This window comes from Duganella rivi, from assembly GCF_009857435.1.
GTDB lineage: Bacteria > Pseudomonadota > Gammaproteobacteria > Burkholderiales > Burkholderiaceae_D > Rugamonas > Rugamonas rivi.
Window position 1 is genome coordinate 215,240 of sequence record NZ_WWCK01000007.1, and the last position, 14,268, is coordinate 229,507.

Below are 14,268 nucleotides of genomic sequence, written 5' to 3' on the forward strand. Positions count from 1 at the left end.
TCGAAGAGGATCACCATGTTGAGATTGACCGCCGCCGTTCTCGCCTTGTCGCTCGCTGCCGCCGCACCGGCGCAGGCAGAAGGACGCATTCGTATCGCCGAGCAGTTCGGCGTGGTGTACCTGCTGCTGAACGTGGCGCAGGATCAGCAGCTGATTGAGAAGCAGGGCAAGAAGCTCGGCGTCGATATCACGGTGGAGCGCCTGCAGTTGTCGGGCGGTTCGGCGGTGAATGATGCCCTGCTGTCGGGCGCTATCGATATCGCCGGCGCCGGCGTTGGCCCGCTACTGACGATTTGGGATCGCACCAACGGCAAGCAGAATGTGAAAGGTGTGGCCTCGCTGGGCAGTTTCCCTTACTACCTCGTGAGCACCAATCCCAAGGTGAAGACTATCGCGGACTTGAGCGAGAAAGATCGCATCGCGCTGCCTGCGGTGACGGTGTCGGTGCAGTCGCGCATCTTGCAATACGCGGCGGCCAAGCAGTGGGGCGACAAGGAGTTTGCGCGTCTCGATAAATTCACGCAGACGCTCCCGCATCCTGATGCAGCAGCAGCCGTGATTGCGGGCGGCACGGAGATCAACGGCCACTTTGGCAATCCGCCATTCCAGGAGCAGGAACTGGCCGCCAATCCGAATGCGCGCATCATTCTGAATTCCTACGATGTGCTGGGCGGCCCCAGCTCCGCCACGGTGCTGTACGCAACCGAGAAATTCCGCAACGAGAATCCGAAAACCTATCGCGCCTTCACCGCTGCACTGGCGGAAGCGGCGCAGTACATCACCAAGAATCCTGAAGGCGCGGCCGATACTTATCTGCGCGTCAGCAAAGCCAAGGTGGATCGTGATCTGCTGCTGAAGATCATCAAGAACCCGCAAGTGAACTTCAGCGTCGCGCCGCAGAATACTTACGGCCTGGCGCAGTTCCTGTACCGCGTCGGCGCGATCAAGAAGCAGCCGGCTAGCTGGCGCGATTACTTCTTTGAAGATCCTGTGATTGCGGCCGGGTCATGAGTCTGCAAATCGTCAGCCCAACCGGCGGCATCGCGCCGCTGCTGCGTGCCGATGGCGTGAGCCTTGAATACGGCGGCACGCGCGCCACGCACGACGTCAGCTTCGATGTGTATCGCGGCGATCGCTTTGTGCTGCTTGGGCCTTCGGGTTGCGGCAAGTCGTCGCTGTTGAAGGCGGCGGCGGGCTTCATCAAGCCGGCGGCGGGCAGCATCACGATTAACGGTGCGGAGGTCAGCGGGCCGGGGCCGGATCGCATCGTGGTGTTCCAGGAGTTCGACCAGCTGCCGCCCTGGAAGACGGTGAAGGAGAACGTGATGTTCCCGCTGCTGATGACCAAGCGCGTGAGCCGCCATGAAGCGGCCGAGCGGGCCATGCACTGGATAGCCAAGGTGGGCTTGAGTGGATTTGAGCATGCGCATCCGCACACGCTGTCCGGCGGCATGAAGCAGCGCGTGGCGATTGCGCGCGCGCTGGCGATGCAGCCGGAGGTGCTGCTGATGGACGAACCGTTCGCCGCGCTCGATGCGCTCACGCGGCGCAAGATGCAGGAGGAACTTGGCCGCTTGTGGGAAGAGCTGCGCTTTACGCTGCTGTTTGTCACGCATTCGATTGAGGAGGCGCTGGTGGTGGGGAATCGGATCTTGCTGCTGTCGCCGCATCCGGGGCAGGTAAGGGCGGAGTTGAATAGCCATCAGTTTGATTTGGTGAGCGCGGGCAGTGCGGAGTTTCAAGCGGCGTCTCAGCGCATTCATGGATTGCTGTTTGGCGTGGACGACACGGCCACCGTCGCACCGGCGCACGCCGGTGCCCATGCTGAGCATGCGGGCGGGCGAGGGACTGCGCCATGAGCCTCGTCCTCGATCCGCCGATCCGCCAAGAGCGCGAATACAGCGTCACACCGCCGGCGTTGCGGCCTGCCGCTCCGGCGCTGCCTCTTGCGCGCAGCTTGTGGCAGCGAGGCTGGCTGCGCAAATCCGTTATCCTGGTGCTGCTGGCCGCCTTGTGGGAAACCATCGCGCGCTGGCAAAACAACGACCTGCTGCTGCCGACCTTCCTGCAAACCGCGCAAGCCTTCGCTGAAGGCATCGCCAGTGGTGAGCTGCTCGACCGCGTGCGCGTCTCGCTCAGCGTCCTGCTGCAAGGCTATGTGATCGGCATCCTCGCCGCCTTCGCCCTGACCGCGCTGGCCGCGTCAACGCGCATCGGCCGCGACCTGCTGGAAACCCTGACCGCCATGTTCAACCCGCTGCCCGCCATCGCGCTGCTGCCGTTGGCATTGCTGTGGTTCGGCCTGGGCAAAGCCAGCCTGCTGTTCGTGATCGTACACGCCGTGCTGTGGCCGCTGGCGCTGGGTGCCTACGCCGGCTTCCAGTCCGTGCCCGAGACCCTGCGCATGGCCGGCCGCAACTACGGCCTCAGCGGCCTGCGCTTCGTGCTGCACATCCTGGTGCCGGCCGCGCTGCCGTCCATCGTCTCCGGCCTGAAAATCGGCTGGGCCTTCGCCTGGCGCACCCTGATCGCCGCCGAGCTGGTATTCGGCACCACCGCCGGACAAGGCGGCCTGGGCTGGTACATCTTCCAAAACCGTAACGAGCTCTACACCGACAAAGTGTTCGCCGGGTTGGCTGCCGTCATCCTGATCGGACTGCTCGTCGATAACGTGGTTTTCCGTCCACTGGAAACCTTAACCATCCGCCGCTGGGGCATGCAAAGGTAGGTTCGCGCAGGGCGAGTGCTGGCAGAATTTGTGCGTTGTGCCGTAGAATCTGCAAATGCACATCAAAATTACTGGTTTGATTCTTGCTTGCCGCAGGGTCATTACCCACTCCCATGCGTAAGCCGGCCATGCCCAATTTGCGTATTGTCGTCGTCAACACCGTCATCCATGACGAGGGTGACGAGTCGCTGCATGCGCAGGCCGAACGCGCGCGGGTGCTGCGCATCGGCCTGCTGGAAGCGGGCTACGACATCATCGCCTCGCTGCCGCCGGATATGTACCTGCCCGAGCGCATCGCCCAGCTGCAGCCCGACATGATCATCGTCGACGCCGAATCGGACGCGCGCGACGTGCTGGAGCACGTGGTCATCGCCACCCGCGACGAACGCCGCCCCATCGTCATGTTCACCGAAGACCAGGATCCCGAAAGCATGGAAGCGGCGGTGGAGGCGGGCGTCTCGGCCTACATCGTGGCCGGTTTGCAGAGCGAGCGCATCAAGCCGGTGCTGCAAGTGGCCCTGGCCCAGTTTAAACGCGAGCAAAAGCTGCTGGACGAGCTCAGCGACACCAAGAGCAAGCTGGCCGAGCGCAAGGTGATCGAGCGCGCCAAGGGCTTACTGATGGAGCGCCAGCGCTTCACCGAGGAACAGGCCTACCAAAAGCTGCGTTCCATGGCCATGAGCAAGAACCTCAAACTGTCCGAGGTGGCCCAGCGCATTTTGGACGTGGAAGACCTGCTGGGCTAAAAACGCCCACCCAAAATGATGCACCGCGCAAAAGCGGTGCATTTTTTTTCGCCTGAAAACTCCCTTTCCCTCTGTAAACCCGCTGGCACGGACATTGCATAGCTAACGGCAAGCGCAATGCTGCGCGGCTGCGTCCCGCCAACGGCGGTGGGGCCCACCAGACAATGACGTCTACCAATCATGAATTCGTTTCGTGAGGGTAGGCGTTTTTTTTGGCTCATAGTTATCGACGACTACAAAAAGGGAATCACCATGAACTATAAGAAGCTAGGTACGCCACCGAAGACGGATGCAGTCAACGCAACACGCAGAAAAATCATTCATGGTGCAGGTCTGGTAGCGGGAGGAAGTATGTTGGGTTTGTCGACGGGTGGCGTATGGGCAGCAGGTTCGGATAAGCCGGAAAAAGAAGAAATCAAGATCGGCTTCATCCCGCTGACCGACTGCGCCTCCGTGGTCATGGCCTCGGTGCTGGGCTTCGATAAAAAATACGGCGTCAAATTCGTACTGAGTAAAGAAGCCTCGTGGGCCGGCGTGCGCGACAAACTGTCCAACGGCGATCTCGATGCAGCCCATGTGCTGTATGGCTTGCTTTACGGCGTACAGATGGGCATCGGCGGCCAGAAGAAAGACATGGCCGTGCTGATGAGCCTCAATAACAACGGCCAGGCGATCACGCTGTCGAAGAAAGTCGCCGACAAGGGTGGCGTCGATGGCGCCTCGCTGGCCAAGCTGATGAACACCGATAAGCGCGAATACACCTTCGCGCAAACCTTCCCGACCGGTACCCACGCCATGTGGCTGTACTATTGGCTGGCGGCCAACGGCATCAATCCAATGAAGGATGCGAAGGTCATCACCGTGCCGCCGCCTCAGATGGTGGCCAATATGCGGGTCGGGAATATGGACGGCTTCTGCGTGGGCGAACCGTGGGGCCACCGCGCCATCATGGACGGCGTGGGCATCACCGCCACCACCACGCAGGATATCTGGAAGGATCACCCGGAGAAGGTGCTGGGCTGCACGCTGGAATTCGCCAAGAAGTATCCAAACACCTGCCGCGCCATGATGGCGGCGATTCTCGAAGCCGGCAAGTGGATCGACTCTTCTCTGGCCAACAAGAACAAGATGGCCGAGATCATCGCCGATAAGTCCTACGTCAACACCAGCAAAGATGCGATCGACCAGCGCATCATGGGCCGCTACCAGAATGGCCTCGGTAAAACGTGGGACGACCCGAATCACATGAAGTTCTACAACGAAGGCGCGGTCAACTTCCCGTATCTGTCGGACGGCATGTGGTTCATGACCCAGCACCGCCGCTGGGGTTTGCTGAAAGATGATCCTGATTATCTGGCCGTGGCCACTGCGGTCAACCAGATCGACTTGTACAAGGATGCTGCCACCATGACCAAAACGCCTTTACCTAAGAGCCCTCTGCGTACGTCGAAACTGATGGATGGTTCCGTGTGGGACGGCAAGAACCCGAAAGCGTTCGCCGCCTCGTTCAAGATCAAAGCCTGATGACAGGAGTACGCCATGAACGCCATGCTACAACCCGATAGCGCTGAACCGGTTGCCGGTGCAGTCGCCGCCGCCGGCACCGAGGCCGCGGCGCCGGCCGCATCGTCCACGCCCGCTGCACCGGCGCGCCGCCCACGCCGCCCGCTGGCCGCCAATTCGACGGCGCGTGCACGCCAGCAGGTCTCGGCCACCGCGCTGAAAATCATCGCGCCGCTGATAGGCGCTGCCTTGCTGGTGCTGGTCTGGCAGATCATCACCGTGAAGAACACTGCCTTCCCAACGCCGGCCGCCACGCTGGAAGAGGCGATCAAGCTGTTCTCCGATCCGTTCTACCGCAACAGCCCTAACGATCAAGGCATCGGCTGGAACCTGCTGGCGTCCTTGCAGCGTGTGGGCGTGGGCTTTGGCCTGGCCGCGCTGGTCGGCATTCCGCTCGGCTTCCTGATCGGCCGCGTGCAGTTTGTCAGCGCCATGTTCAGTCCCATTATCAGCTTGCTGAAACCGGTGTCGCCGCTAGCGTGGTTGCCGATTGGCCTGCTGGTGTTCAAATCGGCCAACCCTGCTGCAATCTGGTCGATCTTTATCTGCTCGATCTGGCCGATGATCATCAATACCGCCATCGGCGTGCAGCGCGTGCCGCAGGATTACATGAACGTGGCGCGCGTTTTGAATCTCTCCGAATGGAAGATCCTGACCAAGATCCTGCTGCCATCGGCGCTGCCGTTCGTGCTGACCGGCGTGCGCCTGTCGATCGGCACCGCGTGGCTGGTGATCGTCGCGGCCGAGATGCTGACCGGCGGCGTGGGCATCGGCTTCTGGGTCTGGGATGAATGGAATAACCTGAACGTCCCGCACATTATCATCGCCATCGGCGCGATTGGTTTGGTTGGCCTGCTGCTGGAGCAGGCGCTGATGGCGCTGGCCCGTGCCTTCACCTACGAACAAGTATCCAACTAAGGAGCGGCGATCATGGAAGATAAATTCATCGATATCGAAGGCGTGGAGATGGTGTTCCACACTAAGAAGGGTGTATTCCACGCGCTGCGTGAGATAGACCTGAAAGTCGCCAAGGGCGAGTTCATTACGCTAATTGGCCATTCGGGCTGCGGCAAGTCCACCTTGCTCAATCTGATCGCCGGCCTGCTGAAGCCTAGCGACGGCGTGCTGCTGTGTGCTAACCGTGAGATCGCCGGCCCATCGCCGGAGCGTTCGGTGGTGTTCCAGAACCACTCGCTGCTGCCTTGGTTGACCTGCTACGAAAATATCTACCTCGGCGTGGAGCGCGTGTTCAGCGCGACGGAAACCAAGGCGCAGCTGCGTGAGCGCACCTTGGCGGCGCTGGCGCTGGTTGGCCTGACGCATGCAGAAACCAAGCGCCCGCATGAAATATCGGGCGGCATGAAGCAGCGCGTCGGTATCGCCCGCGCGCTGGCGATGGAGCCGAAAGTGCTGCTGATGGATGAACCGTTCGGCGCACTGGATGCACTGACCCGCGCTCACTTGCAGGATGAATTGCTGAAGATCGTCGCCGCCACCAAGTCCACGGTGGTGATGGTGACGCACGATGTCGACGAAGCGGTGCTGCTGTCCGACCGCATCGTCATGATGACCAATGGCCCGGCAGCCACCATCGGCGAAATCGTCGATGTACAGCTGGAGCGTCCGCGCGACCGCGTGGTGCTGGCGTCGGATGCGAAGTACATGGAATACCGTACGGCGGTGCTGGAGTTCCTGTACCGGAAGCAGGCGCACCCCGCCAAGGAAGCTGCTTAACTCAAGGAGATTAAACGATGCACATGCACGCGCCTATACCACCCGCCTCCGGTTCGCGCGGCGGCAAGCCTCTGCCGGGAGAAGTCTTCGGCGCCCTGATTAATTTGTCTGGGCGTCGCCGCTTTACCTCGCAGCGGCTGGTGTTATACGCCGTGCTGGCATCGCAGCAGCAGGACGGTGCGGCGACTATCGCTGCGGAAGCACTGGCGCTGTTCCGCAGCGCGCACAAGTCGCTGCTGACCGATGGCGATGGTTTGCCGGGCGTGTTCTGCCCGGAGCTGGAGCAGGCTTACTTTGGCAAGCTGCAAGGCGATCGCGAGATCACGGCTTTTGGCGATCTTGCCGAGCGCACGCTGAAAGCAATTGCGCATAATGCCAGCGACAGCGCCGAGCTGCTGGCGGAACTGGTGCGCATCACCACGCCGACGCTGGCGATTCTGAATCAAATCACCACCATCTACGAGGAGCAGGCCAAGTCGAACGCACGCCTGGTGAAGAAGCAGCTGCGCGGCGTAATCACGGATATCGAAACCATCAACCGCCAAGCGCGCATGGTGGCGTTCAACGCGCGCATTGTCGCGGCGCGGGCAGGGCAGGCGGGCAAAGAGTTCTCGGTGGTGGCGGGCGTACTGTCCAACATCAGCGGCGAGATTGATGAAATGGTGGCGGCGGCACTGGCCGCAGCGGGGTAAATCATGGGCAGCGTAACCTTGGTCGGCGCCGGTCCCGGCGATCCAGAACTCCTGACGTTGAAAGCCGTGCGCGCCATCGAGCGCGCGGACGTGGTGCTGATCGATGACTTGGTGAATCCGGCGGTGCTGGAGTACGCACCGGCTTCGGCGCGCGTGGTCCACGTCGGCAAGCGTGGCGGCTGCGCTTCCACGCCGCAGGAATTCATCGAGCGCTTGATGATCGCCGAAGCGAAAGCCGGCCACCGCGTGGTGCGCCTGAAAGGCGGCGATCCTTATATGTTTGGCCGTGGCGGCGAGGAGCGCACTTCCTTGCGCGCGCATGGTATCGAGGTAGACGTGGTGCCCGGCATCAGCAGCGGCCTCGCCGCGCCAACCAGCATCGGCATCCCGGTCACGCACCGCGCGTGGAGCCAGGGGGCGACCTTCGTTACGGGCCACGGCAAAGACGAGGCCTCGGAGCCCAACTGGCGCGCCCTTGCGCAAAGCAAGCTGACACTGGTGATCTACATGGGCGTAGCCCGCGTGGACACCATCCAGGCCGGCCTGCTGGAAGGCGGTGCTGCCGCAGGCACGCCAGTCGCCGTCGTCCAATCAGCAACGCGTGACAACCAGCAGCAGCTGATCACCACACTGGGCCAACTGCCGCAAGCCCTGCGCGACAGCGGCCTGGGTAGCCCAAGCATCATCATCGTCGGCGACGTAGTCCGCTGCGCCGATGCATGGCAAGAGCTAGCCGCCCCGATTCAGCTCCGCCAATCTGGCGCTTACTAGGTCTCGCACCAGATCCTTATCGATCTCCCAATCGACCGGGATCTGGAAGCAGTTCTTAAACACGACCAGCGGCGCAAGTCGATCCTTGAAGTCCTCCATGACAAACACGCTCCATGGCGCAAACGTCAGATGCTTCTTATAGGCGGCCAGCCCCACTACGTATTTGCCATCGAGATGAATATGTGGAACGTTCCAGGCCATCTTGACGCTCAGCGCCGGAAACTCGGCAATGACGAAATCAATAATCGACCGCAGCGTCCCGGCCTTGGTCTCATCCACAGACGCGAGATAGGCGTCCACCGTCTCAAATTTAGTAGCACTCATTCCTTGAGAATAGCACCATCTTGTTGCACCGATAGCGTGCGCTGTGCACCGCAACATCGCATGGCGGCGCGGCCTGCGCCGCCTCTCAAGCGCGCTTTCCCTCTGTAGCGCTGCATTTCAGCCGCTGGCACAGCTCTTGCAATGCATAGGGCAAGGGATCAACGGCGATCTCCCCGCAGTACACGAATTCATAGCTGGTCCAAGGACGGACTGGCAGGACAACGGCGTCCGCCCAACCCGGTCTTTGCGACTGCGGTTGTGCGGACGCCTTTTTGTTTTCTGAACGGGATAAACAATGGCCAGCAAAGCTACCAGCATCAAGCTCTTCTCGATTTCAACGCCTCAGATGCGGGCGTTCCACTTGACCTGGATGGCATTCTTCGTCTGCTTCTTCGCGTGGTTCGCCTGCGCGCCGCTGATGCCGGTGATTAAAGGCGAATTCGGTTTGACCGTCGCGCAGATCGCCAATATCAATATTGCCGCCGTTGCCGTCACCATCGTAGTGCGACTGATTATCGGCCCGCTGTGCGATCACTTCGGCCCGCGCAAGGCCTATACCGGCTTGCTGCTACTCGGTTCCATCCCGGTGATCGGCGTGGCTTTCGCGCAGAGTTACGAGAGCTTCCTGTTCTTCCGCCTCGCCATCGGCGCGGCCGGCGCAAGCTTCGTCATCACGCAGTACCACACCTCGGTGATGTTCGCGCCGAAAGTGGTGGGCACCGCCAACGCGGCCGCCGCAGGCTGGGGCAACGCCGGCGGCGGCGCAGCACAAGCGGCCATGCCGCTGCTGATGGCCGCCATGGTGATGCTGGGCGTAGGCGAGGGCTTCGGCTGGCGCGCCGCGCTGATCGTGCCGGGCGTCCTGATGATTATCATGGCCGGTGTCTACTACCGTTACACGCAAGACTGCCCGCAAGGGAATTTCAGCGACCTGCGCGCGGCAGGCATTGCGATTGAAGGTGGCAAGAAAGGCGGCTGGGATTCGTTCAAGCTGGCCGCATCTAACTACCGCGTGTGGCTACTGTTCATCACCTACGGTGCCTGCTTCGGTATCGAGATCTTCATTCACAACATCGCCGCCACCTACTACGTTGACCACTTCAAACTGACGCTGGCGCAAGCCGGCATGGCTGCGGGCAGCTTTGGCTTGCTGGCGCTGTTCGCCCGCGCACTGGGTGGCTGGGTATCGGACAAATTCGCCGCCAACGGCAACCTGAATAACCGCGTCACCCTGCTGTTCGTACTGATGCTGGGCGAAGGCGCTGGCTTGCTGATGTTCGCTCACGCAGGCAACGCCGCACTGGCCATCGCCGCCATGCTGTTCTTCGGCCTGTTCACCCACATGGCTTGCGGCGCGACCTACGCCGTGGTGCCTTTCGTTGACAAGCGCGCCCTCGGCGGCGTGGCCGGCATCATCGGCGCAGGCGGCAATGTAGGCGCTGTCGCCGCAGGCTTCCTGATGAAAGGCACCGGCGACGTGCAGCAGACGCTCAGCATCCTCGGCGTGCTGGTCGCCATCTCCGCCTTGTGCGCACTGGCCGCGCGCTTCAGCAGCGCCGCCGTCGAAGAAACCGCAATCGCTACCGCTTAAGGAATAGAACTATGAAAATTATCGTCATCGGCCACGGCATGGTAGGCCACAAATTCCTCGAAAGCCTGGCCAACAGTGGCACGCCTGACTTGCAAGTGACGGTGCTGTGCGAAGAGCCGCGTCCTGCTTACGACCGCGTGCACCTGTCCGAATTCTTCTCCGGTAAATCGGCCGAAGACCTGTCGCTGGTGAAGCCAGGCTTCTTTGAACAGAATAGCGATATGGTGCTGCGCCTGAACACCCGCGCCACCGCCATCGACACCAAGGCGAAAACCGTCACCATCGCCGATGGCAATGTGCTGGCCTACGACAAGCTGGTAATCGCCACCGGCTCCTTCCCATTCGTGCCGCCACTGCCGGGCAAGGAGCGCAAGGACTGCTTCGTTTACCGCACCATCGAAGATTTGGAAGCGATGCTGGAATGCGGCAAGCGCTCCAAGACCGGCGTGGTGATCGGCGGCGGCCTGCTGGGCCTCGAATGCGCCAAGGCGCTGCGCGATATGAATCTCGAAACCCACGTGGTCGAATTCTCGCCGCGCCTGATGGCGGTGCAGGTGGATGATGGCGGCGGCCGTGTGCTGCGCCGTAAAATCGAAGAACTGGGCGTGACCGTCCACACCGGCAAAAACACCACCGCGATTGTTGACGGCGTAGATGGCACTCATCGCATGGAGTTCGCCGACGGCGGCCATCTGGATGCCGACATGATCGTGTTCTCGGCCGGTATCCGTCCACGCGACATGCTGGCGAAAGAAGCCGGCCTGACTATTGGCCCACGCGGTGGCATTGAAATCAACAACAACTGCGTCACCTCCGACCCGCACGTGTACGCGATTGGCGAATGCGCGCTGTGGGGCGGCATGATCTTCGGCCTGGTCGCACCGGGCTACGAAATGGCGCGCGTCGCCGTCAAGCACATGCTGGGCGAAGCGGCGGAATTCGCTGGCGCCGATATGAGCACCAAGCTGAAACTGATGGGCGTGGACGTGGCCTCGATCGGCGACCCGCACGGCAAGGAAGAAGGCAGCCACTCCTACCAGTTCATCGATGAGCGCAAGCAGATCTACAAAAAAATCGTGGTATCCAGCTGCGGCAAGTACCTGCTGGGCGGCGTGATGGTGGGCGACGCCAGCGAGTACGGCACGCTGCTGCAAATGATGCTGAACAAAATCGAACTGCCGGAATCGCCGGAGTTCCTGATCCTGCCGCAATCGGATGGCGCAGCCAAGCCCGCGTTGGGCGTGGATGCGCTGCCGGATAGCGCGCAAATCTGCTCCTGCAACGACGTCTCGAAAGGCACGCTGTGCGCAGCCGTCGCCAACGGCGCGTGCACCATCGGTGAGCTAAAAAGCTGCACCGGCGCCGGCACTGCATGCGGCGGCTGCGTTCCGCTGGTCACGCAAGTGATGAAGGCCGAGATGAAGAAGCAGGGCATGGAGGTGAACAACCATGTATGCGAACACTTCGCCTACTCGCGCCAGGAGTTGTTCCACCTGATTAAAGTCGGCCAGATCAAGACCTTCAACGACCTGCTGCACAAGCATGGCAAGGGCTTGGGCTGCGACGTCTGCAAACCGCTGGCCGCCAGCATTCTCGCCACCGTCTACAACGACTTCGTGCTGAAGAAAGAGCACGCCAGCCTGCAAGACACCAATGACTACTTCCTCGGTAACATCCAGAAGGACGGCACCTATTCGGTGGTGCCGCGCATGCCGGGCGGCGAAGTGACGGCAGATGGCCTGATCGCAGTCGGCATGGTCGCCAAGAAGTATGGCTTGTACACCAAGATCACCGGTGGTGCGCGTGTCGATATGTTCGGCGCCCGCGTTGAACAGCTGCCGTTGATCTGGGAGGAACTGATCGCAGCCGGTTTTGAATCTGGCCACGCTTACGGCAAGTCGCTGCGCACCGTGAAGTCCTGCGTCGGTTCGACCTGGTGCCGCTACGGCGTGGATGACTCCATCGGCCTCGCAGTGGAACTGGAGAACCGCTACAAAGGTCTGCGCACGCCGCACAAGATCAAGTTCGGCGTGTCCGGCTGCACCCGAGAGTGCGCGGAAGCACAGGGCAAGGACGTCGGCGTGATCGCTACCGAAAAAGGCTGGAATCTGTACGTGGCCGGTAACGGCGGCATGAAGCCGCGCCACGCCGAACTGCTGGCGACTGAACTCGATAAAGCAACGCTGATCAAGTACATCGACCGCTTCCTGATGTTCTACAGCCGCACCGGCGACCGTCTGCAACGCACCAGCACCTGGCGCGAAAACCTGGAAGGCGGTCTTGATTACCTGAAGGACGTCATCGTCAAGGACAAGCTGGGCATCGGCGCCGAGCTGGAAGCCGATATGCAGCACGTGGTCGACACCTACGCCTGCGAGTGGAAAGAAGCGGTCGAGAATCCAGAGACCCGCAAGCGCTTCCGCCACTTCGTCAACAGCGACAAAGCTGATCAGAACGTGCTGTTCATGGAAGAACGCGGCCAGATTCGTCCGGCCACCATTGAAGAACGCAAGCGCGTTATCCCTATCGCAGTCAAGGCAGCTTAAGGAGATTGATATGCACCGTGATATCCAAACCGATAACTGGATCGCCGTCTGCAATCTGGACGACATCGTGCCTAACACCGGCGTGTGTGCGCTGCTGAACAACGAACAGGTGGCCGTGTTCCACGTTGATGACGGCAGCCCGCGCGTGTTCGCCATCGATAACTACGACCCGAATTCGGAAGCCTCCGTGCTGTCGCGCGGCTTGGTTGGTTCGCTCGGTGAGCGCATCGTGGTCGCCTCGCCGATCTACAAGCAGCACTTCGACCTGCAAACCGGCGAATGCCTCGAAGCGCCTGAGAACTCGGTCGGCACCTACCCAACCCGCATCGATGGCGGAAAGGTCTGGGTAGGTTTATGAAACCGGCGCTGGTCGTCATTGGTAACGGCATGGCCGGCATGCGTACGGTGGAAGAACTGTACAAGCTGGCGCCGGACATGTACGACATTACCGTGTTCGGCGCCGAGCCGCACGGTAACTACAACCGCATCTTGCTGTCGCCGGTGCTGGCGGGCGAGAAGAGCATAGACGACATCATGCTCAACACGCGCGAGTGGTACGTCCAGCACAACATCACGCTGCACGCGGGCGACCCGGTGGTGCACATTGACCGCCGCAAGCGCATCGTGCGCGCCAAGTCTGGCCTCGAGGTGCGCTACGACCGTCTGCTGATTGCGACCGGCTCCAAGCCTTTCATCATCCCCGTGCCGGGCCACCAGTTGAGTGGAGTGCTGGCCTTCCGCGATATTCAAGACGTGGAAACCATGCTGGCCATGGCGCGCAATCACCGTCACGCAGTGGTGATCGGCGGCGGTTTGCTGGGTCTGGAGGCGGCTAACGGCCTGCAGCGCCAAGGCATGTCTGTGACCGTGGTGCACGTGACCGACGCGCTGATGAACCAGCAGCTCGACAAACCAGCCGCGCTGCTGCTGCAAAAAGCGCTGGAAGCGAAAGGCCTCAAATTCATGATGGGCGCGCAGACCGAAGAAATCCTCGGCCCTGAGCGCGTGACCGGCGTGCGCTTCAAGGACGGCACCGTGATTCCAGCCGACTTGGTGGTGATGACCGCCGGCGTGCGTCCGAATATCGAGCTGGCCAAATCGGCGGGCCTGCATTGCGAGCGCGCGATTGTGGTTGACGATACTTTGCAAACTTACGATCCGCGCGTCTACGCGGTTGGCGAATGCGTGCAGCACCGCAGCGCCACCTTCGGCCTCGTAGCGCCGATCTGGGATCAAGCCCGCGTGTGCGGCGCGCACTTGGCCGGCGCTGGCGTGCGCCGTTATGTGCAATCGACTTCGCCAACGCGCCTGAAGGTGACGGGCGTTGATCTGTACTCGGTCGGTGATTTCATCGGCGGCGAGGGCAGCGAAGACCTGGTGCTGCGCGATGCGCGCCGCGGCGTCTACAAGCGCCTCGTATTGAAAGACAACCGCGTCACCGGCGCCGTGCTGTATGGCGACGTGAAAGACGGTCCGTGGTACTTCGGCTTGATCCAGAACCGCGCCGACATCACGCCAATCCGGCAAACCCTGTTATTTGGCGAAGCCCTGTCCAACCGGGCCGCCTGAAGGA

At 61.4% G+C, this 14,268-nt stretch carries 14 protein-coding genes; 13 read left to right on the forward strand and 1 reads right to left on the reverse strand.

The window, feature by feature from the left end:
• Positions 1-15: 15 nt before the first annotated feature.
• From GTP45_RS23910 to cobA, 9 genes are all read left to right on the forward strand, one after another.
• The gene (locus tag GTP45_RS23910) at positions 16-1,011 is read left to right on the forward strand and encodes an ABC transporter substrate-binding protein (protein ID WP_161016374.1); all 996 of its coding nucleotides are present in this window, start codon (positions 16-18) and stop codon (positions 1,009-1,011) included.
• Positions 1,008-1,859, forward strand: a complete 852-nt coding sequence (locus GTP45_RS23915; protein WP_161016375.1) for an ABC transporter ATP-binding protein — start codon at positions 1,008-1,010, stop codon at positions 1,857-1,859. Before GTP45_RS23910 ends, GTP45_RS23915 begins: the two co-directional genes overlap by 4 nt.
• Positions 1,856-2,728: an ABC transporter permease gene (locus tag GTP45_RS23920; RefSeq protein WP_161016376.1), complete on the forward strand. Its 873-nt coding sequence runs from the start codon at positions 1,856-1,858 to the stop codon at positions 2,726-2,728. Before GTP45_RS23915 ends, GTP45_RS23920 begins: the two co-directional genes overlap by 4 nt.
• Positions 2,729-2,856: 128 nt before the next feature.
• Positions 2,857-3,474 (forward strand): ANTAR domain-containing response regulator, encoded by a 618-nt coding sequence (locus GTP45_RS23925; protein WP_161016377.1) that lies wholly within the window; start codon positions 2,857-2,859, stop codon positions 3,472-3,474.
• Positions 3,475-3,825: 351 nt separating this feature from the next.
• Complete coding sequence (locus GTP45_RS23930) at positions 3,826-4,998, forward strand: CmpA/NrtA family ABC transporter substrate-binding protein (protein WP_229258606.1); 1,173 nt, start codon at positions 3,826-3,828, stop codon at positions 4,996-4,998.
• 15 nt (positions 4,999-5,013) lie between these two features.
• Entirely contained in the window at positions 5,014-5,955 is a 942-nt protein-coding gene (gene ntrB, locus GTP45_RS23935) for a nitrate ABC transporter permease (RefSeq protein WP_161016379.1), read from the forward strand.
• A 12-nt stretch (positions 5,956-5,967) separates the two neighbouring features.
• On the forward strand, positions 5,968-6,771 hold the full coding sequence (locus GTP45_RS23940; protein ID WP_166454725.1) for an ABC transporter ATP-binding protein: 804 nt from the start codon (positions 5,968-5,970) through the stop codon (positions 6,769-6,771).
• A 17-nt stretch (positions 6,772-6,788) separates the two neighbouring features.
• Positions 6,789-7,463 (forward strand): methyl-accepting chemotaxis protein, encoded by a 675-nt coding sequence (locus GTP45_RS23945; protein ID WP_166454726.1) that lies wholly within the window; start codon positions 6,789-6,791, stop codon positions 7,461-7,463.
• A 3-nt stretch (positions 7,464-7,466) separates the two neighbouring features.
• A complete protein-coding gene (gene cobA / locus GTP45_RS23950) occupies positions 7,467-8,234 on the forward strand; it encodes a uroporphyrinogen-III C-methyltransferase (protein ID WP_161016381.1) in 768 nt (255 codons plus the stop codon).
• On the opposite strand, the gene GTP45_RS23955 is transcribed toward cobA, so the two are convergent.
• Positions 8,193-8,558: an iron chaperone gene (locus GTP45_RS23955; protein ID WP_161016382.1), complete on the reverse strand. Its 366-nt coding sequence runs from the start codon at positions 8,556-8,558 to the stop codon at positions 8,193-8,195. The genes cobA and GTP45_RS23955 overlap by 42 nt on opposite strands.
• Before the next feature lie 295 nt (positions 8,559-8,853).
• Here GTP45_RS23955 and GTP45_RS23960 point away from each other — a divergent pair, with 295 nt between their 5' ends.
• Genes GTP45_RS23960 through GTP45_RS23975 form a run of 4 tightly spaced genes read left to right on the forward strand, consistent with a single transcriptional unit; the run spans position 8,854 to position 14,264 of the window.
• On the forward strand, positions 8,854-10,149 hold the full coding sequence (locus GTP45_RS23960; protein ID WP_161016383.1) for an MFS transporter: 1,296 nt from the start codon (positions 8,854-8,856) through the stop codon (positions 10,147-10,149).
• An 11-nt stretch (positions 10,150-10,160) separates the two neighbouring features.
• Positions 10,161-12,695 carry a nitrite reductase large subunit NirB gene (gene nirB / locus GTP45_RS23965; protein ID WP_161016384.1) on the forward strand — a complete coding sequence of 845 codons (2,535 nt, stop codon included), beginning with the start codon at positions 10,161-10,163 and terminating at the stop codon, positions 12,693-12,695.
• A gap of 10 nt (positions 12,696-12,705) precedes the next feature.
• Complete coding sequence (gene nirD / locus GTP45_RS23970) at positions 12,706-13,053, forward strand: nitrite reductase small subunit NirD (RefSeq protein WP_161016385.1); 348 nt, start codon at positions 12,706-12,708, stop codon at positions 13,051-13,053.
• Positions 13,050-14,264 (forward strand): NAD(P)/FAD-dependent oxidoreductase, encoded by a 1,215-nt coding sequence (locus GTP45_RS23975; RefSeq protein WP_161016386.1) that lies wholly within the window; start codon positions 13,050-13,052, stop codon positions 14,262-14,264. The genes nirD and GTP45_RS23975 overlap by 4 nt, the downstream gene beginning before the upstream one ends.
• The last annotated feature ends 4 nt before the right edge of the window (positions 14,265-14,268 follow it).

Coding starts and splice junctions, on each gene's coding strand:
- GTP45_RS23910 (WP_161016374.1), top strand. CDS start 16: ATGTTGAGATTGACCGCCGCCGTTCTCGCCTTGTCGCTCGCTGCCGCC.
- GTP45_RS23915 (WP_161016375.1), top strand. CDS start 1,008: ATGAGTCTGCAAATCGTCAGCCCAACCGGCGGCATCGCGCCGCTGCTG.
- GTP45_RS23920 (WP_161016376.1), top strand. CDS start 1,856: ATGAGCCTCGTCCTCGATCCGCCGATCCGCCAAGAGCGCGAATACAGC.
- GTP45_RS23925 (WP_161016377.1), top strand. CDS start 2,857: ATGCCCAATTTGCGTATTGTCGTCGTCAACACCGTCATCCATGACGAG.
- GTP45_RS23930 (WP_229258606.1), top strand. CDS start 3,826: ATGTTGGGTTTGTCGACGGGTGGCGTATGGGCAGCAGGTTCGGATAAG.
- ntrB (WP_161016379.1), top strand. CDS start 5,014: ATGAACGCCATGCTACAACCCGATAGCGCTGAACCGGTTGCCGGTGCA.
- GTP45_RS23940 (WP_166454725.1), top strand. CDS start 5,968: ATGGAAGATAAATTCATCGATATCGAAGGCGTGGAGATGGTGTTCCAC.
- GTP45_RS23945 (WP_166454726.1), top strand. CDS start 6,789: ATGCACATGCACGCGCCTATACCACCCGCCTCCGGTTCGCGCGGCGGC.
- cobA (WP_161016381.1), top strand. CDS start 7,467: ATGGGCAGCGTAACCTTGGTCGGCGCCGGTCCCGGCGATCCAGAACTC.
- GTP45_RS23955 (WP_161016382.1), bottom strand. CDS start 8,558: ATGAGTGCTACTAAATTTGAGACGGTGGACGCCTATCTCGCGTCTGTG.
- GTP45_RS23960 (WP_161016383.1), top strand. CDS start 8,854: ATGGCCAGCAAAGCTACCAGCATCAAGCTCTTCTCGATTTCAACGCCT.
- nirB (WP_161016384.1), top strand. CDS start 10,161: ATGAAAATTATCGTCATCGGCCACGGCATGGTAGGCCACAAATTCCTC.
- nirD (WP_161016385.1), top strand. CDS start 12,706: ATGCACCGTGATATCCAAACCGATAACTGGATCGCCGTCTGCAATCTG.
- GTP45_RS23975 (WP_161016386.1), top strand. CDS start 13,050: ATGAAACCGGCGCTGGTCGTCATTGGTAACGGCATGGCCGGCATGCGT.